This is a genomic window from Streptomyces sp. AN091965, assembly GCF_022698285.1.
Lineage (GTDB): Bacteria > Actinomycetota > Actinomycetes > Streptomycetales > Streptomycetaceae > Streptomyces.
The window spans coordinates 2008363-2020164 of sequence record NZ_JALDMY010000001.1; the positions used below are offsets into that span (position 1 = coordinate 2008363).

Genomic DNA, 11802 nt, shown 5'->3' on the forward strand with positions numbered 1-11802 from the left:
GCACACGACGCACACGACGCGCACCCGAGGGAGAAGCCATGGAGACGACGACGCACCCGGCCGCACCGGACAGCACCCCCTATGCGGCGACCGACCGCACGGTGCCCACCCGGGCCCGCGAACGCGCGGCGTACGATCGCGTGTCGGTGCACGCGATACTCGACGAGACGTACGTGTGCCACCTCGGCTTCGTCCGCGACGGCGCCCCGGTCGTCCTGCCGACGCTGTACGGACGGGTCGGCGAGCGGCTCTACGTGCACGGTTCGACGGGGTCGCGTCCGCTGCGGATGGCCGGTGCGGCGCAGCTGGACGAGCAGGCGGACCCGGGCCTTCCGGTGTGTCTGACGGTGACGCACGTGGACGGCCTCGTGCTGGCCCGCTCGGCCTTCCACCACTCGATCAACTACCGCTCCGTGGTGGTGCACGGCATCGCGTACCAGGTCACGGACCCGGAGGAGAAGCGGACCGCGCTCGACGCGCTCGTCGACCACGTGGTGCCGGGGCGCGCCGCCGACTCGCGGCCCGCGAACGCCAAGGAGCTGGCCGCGACCGCCGTGCTCCGCCTCGACCTCGACGAGGTGTCCGCGAAGGTGCGCACCGGCGGTCCGAACGACGACCCCGAGGACATGGACCTGCCGTACTGGGCGGGCGTCGTGCCGCTGCGCAAGGGCTACGACCCGATCATCGCGTCAGCCGACCTGGCGCCCGGCATCGAGGTCCCGGACTATCTGATCGAGCCCTGACCCGTCCGGCGGGCGGGACGGTGCGCCCCGCCCGCCGGACGGGCCCTAGGCCGTCGCCTCCGCGCGGCGCGCGCGGGCCGCGGCGCGGGCCTCCGCCGCGGCGAGGCCCGTGACGGCCGCGAGCATCAGGAGGGTGCCCGCGACGGTGGCGGCGTTCAGCTCCTCACCGAGCAGCGCTACGGCGATGACCGCCGCGCTCACCGGCTCCAGGAGCATGATCACGGAGACGGTGGCGGAACGGACGACGGCTGCCCCGGCGAAGTACAGCGCGTACGCGAGGGCCGTCGGCACGGCGGCGATGTACAGCAGACAGCCGAGCACGCGGGTGGCGTCGGCGGCGTGCGGCCACAGCCCCTCGGCCACGGCGAACGGCAGCAGGGTCAGCGACACCACCGCGAACGACCACACCGTGGTGCTGGACGCGTCGCTCTCGCCGGTCCGCCCCCACCACCGGGTCAGGAGCGTCATGACGGCGTACCCGGCGGCGGACGCCAGGGCGAAGACGACGCCCCAGGGGCGCACGGCCGACTCCCCGCCGCCCACGAACAGGACGCCGAGCCCGGCCAGCGCTCCGCCCACCGCGCACAGGCCGCCGGTGCCGAGGCGCTCCCCCATCGTCAGGCGGGCGCCGAGCGCGATGAACACGGGCCCGGCCCCGAGCGTGACGACCGTGCCGACCGCGAGCCCGGTGGCCTCCACGGCGGCGAAGTACGCGGTCTGGAACACGGTCAGGGCCAGACCGATCGCGGTGACGCGCAGGACTCTGCGGCGCAGCGGCGTCCGCACGGCCTCGCGCGCCACGCCGCGCGGCCGCACCAGCCGCGCGGCGAGCAGCAGCAGGAACCCTCCGGCGCAGCGCCAGAAGGACAGAGTGACGGGCCCCATGGCACCGGCCGAGAAGACCAGCGAGGCGGCGGCACCGGCGGTGCCCCAGGCGGCTCCGGCGATGCTCAGATAGACGAGGCCGCGCCCCACGGAAAGCCGGGGCAGGGCGGTGGGGGCGACGGGGGTCGCGTCCGTGGACGCGGGGGACGTGCTGGACACGCTCGACACGTGGAATCTCCGCAGCGGTTCGGGAAGGAGACCGCGTCACGGCCGGGCGTGGCGCCGAGGGGTGCCCATAGGCACCGGCTCAACAGGGGCCGCCCGAAAGAAAGAAGAGGGCGGCAATCCGCACGGGCCGCGAGGACGCAGGTCAGGGACTGTCGTCTGCGGGCAGCACCGTTCGGCCCGGCCGACGGCCGGGCGTGATCCGTGAGGGGCCCGCGCTCAGGCGGCCGGAGGCGGAAGAACGAGTGCTCGTGCGTGCATGATCGGCACCCTATGCGCCGGTCCCGTGCGGGGACAACTGCTGTTCGGATTGCGGGACGGCGCCCGCGGCCGCGCCGGACGACGGCTTCCGCGGCGCCGACGACTGGGCGATGAACGCGCCCACGAGGACGAGGGCGCCCCCGGCGAGCTGCGGCGCCGAGAGCCGCTCCCCCAGCAGGACCCAGGCGAGCACGGTGGCGACGACCGCTTCGAGACAGGCCACGACCCCCGCGACCGGCGGCGAGAGGCGGCGCACCGAAAGGACTCCGGTGACGTACGCGACGACCGTGGCGAGCAGCACGATCCAGCCGATGAGCACCCAGGCGGGCACCCGCGAGCCGTCCATGTCGGCGGTGCGGGCGAGCACGCCCCAGTCCATGCCCCAGGGGCGCGCGACCACCGTGAGCACCACCGCGCCGACGAGCAGGCCGTACGCGATGACGCCGAGCGGGTCCGGGGCGTCGTCGCCCGCGTCGCTGCCCTGGTCGGAGAGGACGAAGTAGCCGACCTGGCAGCAGGCGGCGGCGAGCGCGAGCAGCAGTCCGAGCGCGTCGAAGCCCAGCCCCGCCCAGATCTCGACGACGCATGCGAGCCCGCCGACGGCGAGCACCACGCCGAGCGCCGCCGCCCGCGTCACGGGCCTGCGCTGCACGAACCGCACCCAGCCGAGGACGAGCGCGGGCGCGAGGTACTCCACGAGCAGGGCCACACCGACCGGGATGCGCGAGATGGAGGCGAAGTAGCAGGCCTGCACACCGGCGACGGCGAGCAGGCCGAACCCGGCGAGCAGCACGGGCCTGCGGCGCACGAGCGCCCGGTGCCGCCAGGCCACGGGCAGCATCACGAGCGCGGCGCCCGCGACCCGCAGCCACACCACGTGCAGCGAGTCGAGCCCCGCCTCGATCAGCGGTTTCGCCGCGACTCCCGAGCCGCCGAAGGCGACCGCCGACACCAGGGCGAGACCGAGGCCGAGCCCTCTGCCGCCGTCCGCCGCCGCGCCCCGAAGCTTCTCCTGAGTCCCACGCACCGGCACATGATGACAGCCGTGGTCATGACCGTCACGCCTGATGACCACTGTCTCAATCGGCGGACACCCCTCCGCGGTGCGCGCCGGGCGCGCGGGCCGTCACACGACGGGCTCGGGCTCCGCGTCGCCGTCGCTCTCCAGCCGGGCGAGCAGCACGTCGGCGTCGACGCCCGCGCGCCGCAGCACCTCGACGGCCCGGCAATCCCGGTCGGCGGCGAGGGCCGCGAGCACGTCGACGCCCTGGGCCTGCCGCTCGCCGCGCAACAGGGCACGCTCGTACGCCGTCTCCATGGCTCCGGCCGCGGCGGGCGAGAGAACCGTTTCCTTGGCGGACGGCACGATCGGCACGGCCCCGGAGTCCTCGACGGTGCCCTGCCACTGGAGGCCGTAGCCGATGCTGCGCTGGACGAGATAGCCGAGCAGCCGGGCGACCTGCGGGCCGCCGTCGAAGACCGCCCGTACCTGGGGCTCGTACTCAAGGAGCGAGTGCAGCAGATGGGCCGTGTCGACCTGCCGGTCCCCGTCCCGTACGGCCCGCCTGCGCGCGCCGGACACCACCGAGGCCAGCGCCGTGCTCAGACGGGGATCGACGTCGGTTCGGGTCGGGCCGGGTTCGGCGCCCTGGGGGGTACGGCTCTGCACACCTCCCACCCCATCAGCCCCCGGCGCTCCCGGCATCGGCGGCGGGAAGCATTTCCGCGTCCCGCACAAGTTGGGCACTGCCGGGCGGGTTGTCCTCCTTACGGATGACTTTCCGCGGTTTTCGCTGGTGGGGCGTGCGCCGCTGTGCTTCGCGCCGGGTGCGCAACCAGTTCGCTCCGGCGCTCGTCTGTCTGTGGCATGGAGAGCAGGTGCTGGCTGGTCACCCTGTCGGCGGTCGACGGCCGACTGTACGTGTACCGCGTGTACGCGCCGGAGGACGCCCTGCCCGCCGATCTGTTCTGGGACGCCTGGCACTGCCACGACGAGGGCCCCTTCCCCCGGGCCTCCGACCTCTTCGACGCGGCCGAGATACAGCGCTTCGGCTGACCCGGGCCCAGGGGGACGCCCTGCGCCTTCGGCCGCGGCGGAGCGACCGCGCACGGGCTCCCTACGCGGGGCGCCTGCCGGTCACCACCGTGGCGTACAGCTCCTCGTCCGTGACGACGCGCGGTACGAGGCCCGCGTCCGTGACGGCCTCGACAGCCGAGGCCACCTGCCGCTCGCTCGTCTCGAACAGCAGGGATCCGCCCGGTGCCAGCCAGCGCGCCGCGTCCGCCGTCACCCGCCGCAGCACGTCGAGCCCGTCGGCGCCGCCGTCGAGCGCGACGCGCGCCTCGTGTTCGCGGGCCTCGACGGGCAGCAGGGCGACCTCGTCGGACGGCACGTAGGGCACGTTGGCCAGCAGGACGTCGGTCCGGCCGCGCAGCCCGGCGGGCAGCGCCGCGTACAGATCGCCCTCGTACACGCGGCCTCCGGCGCCGCTCACGTTGCGGCGCGCGCAGGCCACGGCCGCCGGGTCGATGTCGGCGGCGTGCAGTTCGGCCCGGCCGAGCGCGGCCGCGACCGCGGCTCCCAGGGCGCCGGACCCGCAGCACAGGTCGACGACGACGGCACCGGGCACGGCGAGCGCGGCCGCCTCGCGGACGAGGGCCTCGGTGCGGCGGCGCGGAACGAAGACCCCGGCGTCGACGGCGATGCGCAGGCCCGCGAACTCGGCCCAGCCCACGACGTGTTCCAGCGGCAGGCCGCTCGCCCGCCGCGCCACCATGGCGTCGAGTTCCGCGGGGCTCGCGGCGGCGGCCGCGAGCAGCTCCGCCTCCTCCTCGGCGAACACACAGCCCGCCGCGCGCAGCCGCGCCACGACGGCGGCGGAGGCCGGGGGACGGGTGGGTGTGGGCATGCGGGGCCTTCCGGCAGGACGGGGAGGTGGGCGGCCAGCCTATCCGCCCGCCACGGACGGCCGGTTCGGCCGTCTTGAATGTTGTGGACCCGGGGGCTACTTTCCGCGACACCGTCGCTGCGCCCGCCGCAGCGCCCGTCGAGAAGGGGTGGTCGCAGTGCCCGAAGTCAGCGCGGAGGCACGGATCGAGGCACCAGCGGAGAAGGTCTGGGCGCAGCTCACCGACCTGTCCCAGTACGGGAAGTGGAACGCGACGCACACCGGCTTTCCACAGGGCCCGCCCGCCTCGCTGGAAGTGGGCGGAACGTTCACGGAGAACATGAAGCTGATGGGCTTCCCCGCCGAGGTCGCCTGGACGGTCGTGGACCTGGAGCCCGGCCGTACGTTCGCGATCAAGGGCAAGGGCCCCATGGGCGTCACCGTCGGCACCCGCTACACGGTGCAGCCGGACGGCGAGGCGACGACGGTGCGCGCCAACGGGGAGTTCAGCGGCGCGGCGGTCTCGATGATGGCGGGCAAGCTCAGGGACTCGGTGACGGCGGCGCTCAACGAGTCGCTGCGGAAGCTGGGCGACCTGGCGACATGAGCACGCGGTCCCTGCCGCTCACGACGCCATGGGCGGGCGCCACGGCGGCACCCGCGCGCGGCAGGCGGCGCGGACCAGAAGGGACAGACGAGGAAGGCGCCCCGCACGGATCGTGCGGGGCGCCTTGACGGCCGCGCGAGGGGCGCGGTCCTCGCTGCCTCAGTCCTCATCGGCGAGGATCAGATACAGCTTCTTACGGGCGTCGTTGATGACGGTCAGGGCCTTCTCGCGCTGCTCCTTGGAGCCGGTCTTCCAGACCTGGCCGAACGCCTCCATCAGGCCGAATCCGGCCTGCCGGATCTCGGTCAGGGCCTCCCAGTCGACCCCTCGCCCGGCCTCTTCCCAGGGCGCGTCCGTGCCCTCGTCGGCCGCGGCGCGGCCGGACTCGGTGAGCGAGAAGAGCTTCTTGCCGCCCTCGGTCTCGCTGACGATCAGGCCCTCGTCCTCCAGGAGCTGGAGGGTCGGATAGACGGAGCCGGGGCTGGGCTTCCACGCCCCGCCGCTGCGCTCGGCGATCTCCTGGATCATCTCGTAACCGTGCATCGGCCGGTCCTTCAGGAGGGCCAGGATGGAAGCGCGTACGTCGCCGCGCCGGGCGCGGCCGCGGGGACCGCCCCGCCCGCCGCGTCCGCCCCAGGGGCCGGGGCCCCCGAAGCCGGGCCCGAAGGGGCCGAAGGCTCCACGCCGCCCTTCGAAGCCGCCGCCGGGACCGCCACCGAAGCCGCCGCGCCCCTCGGGGCCGGGGCCGTAGGGGCCGCGACCGCGACCGCGCTGGTGCTCGTGCTCATAACCGTGGGAACGCATGTCGATCATTCCTTTCGTTGCTCCCTCACGTCGCCGCTCAGCCACGGAGCGGCGGCATCGCCGATCAGCCGTACCACCCATCAGTGACATCGTTGATCAGTCGCGATGTTTCAACGATATATCGGAACCGTTCGGCTGGCAATCCCCTGCCGTCACGCACCCACCGAAACGGCCCGTACCCATGACCAAAAACCCACCCCACACCCCCGGACAGAGCCAGTTTCAGCAAATTGGCCTTACCGAAGGCGCTCACTGGCCCCCTACCGTCGCCCCATGACGACATCCCCACGGAAGCGCATCCGCATCGTCGACGCCTTCGCCGAGCGCCCCTTCACCGGCAACCCCGCGGGCGTCCTGCTCCTCGACTCGTTCCCGGACGACACCTGGCTCCAGCACGTGGCCACCGAGGTCAACCACGCCGAGACCGCCTTCGCGCACCCCCTGCCGCCGGGCGGCGACGCCGACTGGGCACTGCGCTGGTTCACGCCCGCCACCGAGGTCGACCTGTGCGGCCACGCCACCCTGGCGCTCGCCCACGTCCTGCACACCACGGGCACGGCCGAGGGCACGGTGCGGTTCGCCACCCGGGCCGGCGTGCTCGTCTCCACCAGCCACGCGGACGGCACGCTCACGCTGGACTTCCCGACCGCCCCGCTCACCGCGACCGCCGCCCCGGACGGCATCGCCGAAGCCCTCGGCGCCGAGCCGCTCTCGGTGTACGACACCGGGCCGCACACCGGCGACCTGCTGGTCGAGCTGGCCGACGAGAAGACGGTCCGCGCCCTCACCCCCGACCACCGGGCCCTGGCCCGGCACTCCGAGCGGGGCATCATCGCGACCGCGCTCGCCGAGGACCCCGCCCGCGGCTACGACTTCGTCTCACGCGGCTTCTTCCCGCGCGTGGGCATCGACGAGGACCCGGTCACGGGCAGCGCGCACACCGCCCTCGCGCCCTTCTGGTCCGCGCGCCTCGGCCGCACCGACCTGACGGGCCTGCAGGCCTCGCCCCGCTCCGGCCTGGTGCGCACCGATCTGCGCGGCGACCGCACCCTGCTGACCGGCCGCGCGGTCACCGTCATCGAGGGCGACCTCCTCGGCTGACGCGCGAGCGCCCGCCGCGTCGGATCACGCGGCGGGCGCTCGGCACGGCCCGGGGCGGCGGTCCACCGCCGCCCCGGCACGTCACGCGGTGGGCAGCCACCCCACCTTCCCGGCGAGCAGCGCGTAACCGACGAACGCCCCGATGTCCAGGAGCGAGTGCGCCACGACCAGCGGCCCGACCCGGCCCCACCGGCGGTAGAGCAGGACGAAGACCACGCCCATCGCCATGTTGCCGACGAACCCGCCGATGCCCTGGTACAGGTGGTACGAGCCGCGCAGCACCGAGCTCGCCCCGAGCGCGGCCATCGGCGACCACCCCAACTGGTCGAGCCTGCGCAGCAGGTACCCGACGACGATCACTTCCTCGAGGATCGAGTTCTGCAGCGCCGACAGGACGAGCACCGGGTACTTCCACCACACGTCCGGCAGGTCCTCCGGCACCACCGTCAGATTGAAGCCGAGGCCACGGGCCGCCAGATAGAAGGCGATGCCCGTGGAGCCGATCACCGCAGCGACCGCGGTTCCCCGGCCGAGGTCCGGCCACGGCCGCGTCCGGTCGAAGCCGAGCGCCCGCAGCCCCGAGCCCTCCCGCAGCAGGAAGTGGGCCACGAGGGCCACCGGCACCAGGGCGGTGGTGATGCCGAACAGCTGCCACGCGAGGTCCAGCCAGGGCCGCCCCGGAGCCGCCGAGGAGTTGAGGGTCGCCGCCTGGTCCTTGAGCCCGCCCGGCTTGGTGACCGAGCCGATGAAACTGATGAGCGCGGACACGCCGCTCGCGCCGAGCGACAGGGCGAGGACGAGCAGCGTCTCGTCGCGCAAGGACCGCCGCGACGGCTTCGCCTCAGGAAGGACACCAGCCGTCGGCCCCGGCTCCGCTCGCACTTCTGCCTCCACTGCGTGATCCCGCCTCGTCGCTCACCGCACCGCCCCGCCGCACCGATCGGTACGGGGCCGCGCCTGGGTCGTCAAGCTTGCCCGATGACCGCCGAGGGCGGTCGGCCGACCCGCGCTCACGAGATCACGCACGCCACGACGGGGGCGCGGGGCCCTCCCGTCCACCGGGACCCCGGCCGCGCCGCGGCGCGTCACCGCACCGGCAGCGCCGGCTCCGGAAGGCCCACGGGCCAGGTGTGCACCGGCTCCCCCTCATGCATCAGCTCGCAGTACCGGCGCGTGGTGGCCGCGAGGGCCGCGTCGCGCTCCAGGCCGCGCTCCAGGGCCCGGTGGTACGTCGCCGCCTGCCAGGACGCGCCGTTCACCCGCCGCCTGCACCGCTCCTCGATCACGCCCAGGTACAGATCGCGGTCGGCGGGCTCCACGCCCCACGCGTCGAGCCCGGCCTCGGCCAGCGGCAGCAGCTCGTCGCGTACGAGATCGACGGCCGCCACCTGCGCGAGGCCGCCGTACCGCCCGCGGCGCGGCCACTCCAGGGACGCCTCGATGCCGTGGCGGCACGCGGTGTCGAAGTTCCGGGCCGCCGCCTCGAAGGGCAGCCTGCTCCACACGGGCCGTGCCTCCTCGGCGAGCGCGCGCACCACCCCGTAGTAGAAGGCGGCGTTGGCGATGACGTCCGTGACGGTGGGGCCCGCGGGCAGCACCCGGTTCTCCACGCGCAGGTGCGGCACTCCGTCGGCGATGCCGTACACGGGGCGGTTCCAGCGGTACACCGTGCCGTTGTGCAGCGTCAGTTCGCCCAGCTGCGGCACCCCGCCGTCGTCGAGCACGCGCTGCGGGTCCTCGTGGTCGCACAGCGGGATCAGCGCCGGGAAGTACCGCACGTTCTCCTCGAAGAGGTCGTACGCGCTGCTGATCCAGCGCTCCCCGAACCAGCTGCGCGGCCGCACGCCCTGCGCCTGGAGCTCGGGCGGCCGCGTGTCCGTGGACTGCAGGAACAGCGGCGGCCGCGACTCGCGCCACAGCTCGCGCCCGAACAGGAACGGCGCGTTGGCGCCCACCGCGACCTGGGCGGCCGCGATCGACTGCGCCGCGTTCCACACGTCGGCGAACTTGCCCGGCGTGACCTGGAGGTGCAGCTGCACCGATGTGCACGCGGCCTCGGGCGCGATGGACGCCGACGAGCACCGCAGCCGCTCCACACCCTCGATGTCCAGGGCGAAGTCCTCGCCGCGGGCCGCCACCATCTGGTCGTTGAGCAGCGCGTAGCGGTCGTCCTCGGAGAGGTTCGCGGACACCAGGTCCGCACGGCTCAGGGTCGGCAGAATGCCGATCATCACGATGCCCGCGTCCACCTCGTTCGCTTTCCGGTGGGCGTAGGCGAGCGCCGTGCGCAACTCCTCGGCGAGCTGGTCGAGAACACGGCCTCCGAGCCGGTGCGGGGCAATGTTCACTTCCAGATTGAACATTCCGAGTTCGGTCTGGAAATCCCGGCTCGCGATGCGCCTGAGAACTTCCGCATTCATCATTCTCGGAGTGCCGTCGGGCCCCGCGAGATTCAGCTCTATCTCCAGGCCCAACAGGTTCTTGGGCCGGTCGAAGCGCCGCTCGTCGAGCATCCGCCCGAGCGCGGCGAGGCACTGCCGGTGCTTGATCCGGTACAGCTGGCGATCGGACAGGTCGTACGATCCCGCCTCGACCTTTTCCCCCATCGAAGTGTCCCTCCTCCGGATGGGCAGCCAACGACCCGGCCGCTGTGTACGGGGGATGATGCCCCGACGATGTGATCCATAACGCCCCGCGCGGGCCCATGGACCGGTAGGCTCCAGAATGTGCCGTGGGGCACATTCACGGGGCATGGGACGAGCAAGGGGCGGCCGACGGACGCGATGCCGCTTTCCGTTCCTCCAGTTGTGGTGAAAAAACCGACGAGAATCAGCCGACCGCGACCGTAAGAAATCCCGAGGTCAAACGCCCGGACGCGATCCGGAATCAGGAGAAATCCCCCAGAAGTGCGACCGAATGACGACTTGCCCGGCATATGAGGAACAGCTAGCCGAAACACTTCCTGAACACGTGTCGTATAAACTCCCGGGTTGAGGCAGAGAGTTGGCGCTCGCGGTCCCCCGTCCCCCGGGGCCCCTGCCCCCGCCCCCTCTGGCCCCGAGCAGACAGCGCCGTCCGCACCTGCCCCCCGCTCCACTTGTGCCTGTCGAATAAGAGAGGCGACCCACCATGCCGCTGCATGTTCCCCCGGCTCCCGCGCCCGCACTGCGCAGCGTCCTCGCGGCCCTCAGCTCTCCCACCGCCGTCCGCGAGGCCCGTACGCCGTCCCTGCGCACCGCCCAAGGGCCCGTGAGCCCGGATGTCCCGCTGCCCGTGCACGAGTTGGACCACGCGGCGACGGGGCCCGCACCGGGAACCGGAGCGGCCACCAAGCTCACCGGCTGGCGCTTCCTGATCCGCTGCGGCGAGCGCGCGGTGGCCGCGGCGGAGACGATGCTCACCCCCGACGGCTGGGCGTTCTCGCACTTCTGCGAGGGTCCGTACATCGCGTCCGCCGAGCGGGCGCTGCGCCACGCCGAGGCCATGCCGCAGCTCTACCAACCGCGTCTGCTGTCCGTACCGGAGCTCTACATGCTCACCCTGTGGCTGCACGCCGACCGCGCGGCCGACGCCGCGAGCGGACCGCTCGCCCCCACCGACATCCTGGTGCCGCTCGCCCCGGCGCCCCCGGGCATCGCCGCCCACCGGCCGCACCGCGTCGCCGACCTCCTGCCGGTGCTCACCCACCGCCTGGCCCCGGCCCCGCTGCTCGGCTCACCCGCCTGAGCCCGGCGCGATTCCGCTTGCGTGCCCCGCCGCCCCCTGGGCCGCGGGGCACGCCCCTGCCCGGATTGCCCATCCGGACTAGCCCACTTCGGCCACGCCGAACCACCCGAAGGGACAGGGGAGTTGGGCTGAACCGTCCGGGCGGGTGATACGTCCTTAAGGCAGTAGGGAGCACTGCCGCAAAATCCCTGCGGAATCACGTCCGTGGGGCAACACTGGACTGGACCGACCAAACCAACGGGGGAACGGGGGCGGCATGACCACCGCATCGAGCCGCAGCACAGACGCGACAACCACCACTTCGCAGCGAAAGAACCCTTCCATGTGCCAGCACCAGCCGCCGTGCCCGACAGCCGAATCCGCCGACCGGGAGGCCGCGCTCCTGATCGCGCACCACCCGGAGCAGGGCTGGAGCCTGCTGTGCAACGGTGTCCTGCTCTTCGAGGACACCGGTGAGCTGCTGCCGAACGGCGAGATCATCGCGCCGCACCGGCCGCTGGGCACCCATCAGGTGATGACGGCCGCCTGAGCCGTCCGCACGGAAGCGGAGCACCACCGATAGTCCGGACAACAGCAGACAGTCCAGTAAGAACCGCAGGGCCGGCCCGGAAGACGCGAAGTC

Annotated in this window: 13 protein-coding genes; 6 read left to right on the forward strand and 7 right to left on the reverse strand. The window is 73.2% G+C overall.

Annotated features, from left to right (window positions below):
* The first annotated feature begins 38 nt into the window (after positions 1 to 38).
* Complete coding sequence (locus MQV74_RS08005; RefSeq protein WP_242715337.1) at positions 39 to 743, forward strand: pyridoxamine 5'-phosphate oxidase family protein; 705 nt, start codon at positions 39 to 41, stop codon at positions 741 to 743.
* A gap of 45 nt (positions 744 to 788) precedes the next feature.
* Here MQV74_RS08005 and MQV74_RS08010 read toward each other — a convergent pair whose 3' ends face one another.
* From MQV74_RS08010 to MQV74_RS08020, 3 genes are all read right to left on the reverse strand, one after another.
* Positions 789 to 1796 carry a DMT family transporter gene (locus tag MQV74_RS08010; RefSeq protein WP_374120596.1) on the reverse strand — a complete coding sequence of 336 codons (1008 nt, stop codon included), beginning with the start codon at positions 1794 to 1796 and terminating at the stop codon, positions 789 to 791.
* Between the two features lie 268 nt (positions 1797 to 2064).
* Complete coding sequence (locus tag MQV74_RS08015) at positions 2065 to 3081, reverse strand: EamA family transporter (RefSeq protein ID WP_242715338.1); 1017 nt, start codon at positions 3079 to 3081, stop codon at positions 2065 to 2067.
* A gap of 99 nt (positions 3082 to 3180) precedes the next feature.
* The gene (locus MQV74_RS08020) at positions 3181 to 3723 is read right to left on the reverse strand and encodes a Clp protease N-terminal domain-containing protein (RefSeq protein WP_242715339.1); all 543 of its coding nucleotides are present in this window, start codon (positions 3721 to 3723) and stop codon (positions 3181 to 3183) included.
* A 198-nt stretch (positions 3724 to 3921) separates the two neighbouring features.
* Between MQV74_RS08020 and MQV74_RS08025 the strand changes: the two genes are divergently transcribed.
* On the forward strand, positions 3922 to 4110 hold the full coding sequence (locus MQV74_RS08025) for a hypothetical protein (protein WP_242715340.1): 189 nt from the start codon (positions 3922 to 3924) through the stop codon (positions 4108 to 4110).
* 61 nt (positions 4111 to 4171) lie between these two features.
* On the opposite strand, the gene MQV74_RS08030 is transcribed toward MQV74_RS08025, so the two are convergent.
* Complete coding sequence (locus MQV74_RS08030) at positions 4172 to 4963, reverse strand: putative protein N(5)-glutamine methyltransferase (RefSeq protein ID WP_242715341.1); 792 nt, start codon at positions 4961 to 4963, stop codon at positions 4172 to 4174.
* 157 nt (positions 4964 to 5120) lie between these two features.
* On the opposite strand from MQV74_RS08030, the gene MQV74_RS08035 reads away from it, so the two are divergent.
* On the forward strand, positions 5121 to 5549 hold the full coding sequence (locus MQV74_RS08035) for a type II toxin-antitoxin system Rv0910 family toxin (RefSeq protein ID WP_242715342.1): 429 nt from the start codon (positions 5121 to 5123) through the stop codon (positions 5547 to 5549).
* 159 nt (positions 5550 to 5708) lie between these two features.
* On the opposite strand, the gene MQV74_RS08040 is transcribed toward MQV74_RS08035, so the two are convergent.
* Positions 5709 to 6353: a PadR family transcriptional regulator gene (locus MQV74_RS08040; protein ID WP_242715343.1), complete on the reverse strand. Its 645-nt coding sequence runs from the start codon at positions 6351 to 6353 to the stop codon at positions 5709 to 5711.
* 273 nt (positions 6354 to 6626) lie between these two features.
* Here MQV74_RS08040 and MQV74_RS08045 point away from each other — a divergent pair, with 273 nt between their 5' ends.
* Positions 6627 to 7454, forward strand: coding sequence for a PhzF family phenazine biosynthesis protein (locus tag MQV74_RS08045; protein WP_242715344.1), 828 nt, complete (start codon positions 6627 to 6629; stop codon positions 7452 to 7454).
* A gap of 81 nt (positions 7455 to 7535) precedes the next feature.
* On the opposite strand, the gene MQV74_RS08050 is transcribed toward MQV74_RS08045, so the two are convergent.
* Positions 7536 to 8336 (reverse strand): CPBP family intramembrane glutamic endopeptidase, encoded by an 801-nt coding sequence (locus tag MQV74_RS08050; protein ID WP_242715345.1) that lies wholly within the window; start codon positions 8334 to 8336, stop codon positions 7536 to 7538.
* 203 nt (positions 8337 to 8539) lie between these two features.
* On the reverse strand, positions 8540 to 10060 hold the full coding sequence (locus MQV74_RS08055; RefSeq protein ID WP_242715346.1) for a glutamate--cysteine ligase: 1521 nt from the start codon (positions 10058 to 10060) through the stop codon (positions 8540 to 8542).
* A gap of 523 nt (positions 10061 to 10583) precedes the next feature.
* Here MQV74_RS08055 and MQV74_RS08060 point away from each other — a divergent pair.
* A complete protein-coding gene (locus tag MQV74_RS08060; RefSeq protein WP_242715347.1) occupies positions 10584 to 11180 on the forward strand; it encodes a hypothetical protein in 597 nt (198 codons plus the stop codon).
* Between the two features lie 322 nt (positions 11181 to 11502).
* The gene (locus MQV74_RS08065; RefSeq protein ID WP_275940270.1) at positions 11503 to 11709 is read left to right on the forward strand and encodes a DUF5999 family protein; all 207 of its coding nucleotides are present in this window, start codon (positions 11503 to 11505) and stop codon (positions 11707 to 11709) included.
* Positions 11710 to 11802 lie beyond the last annotated feature (93 nt).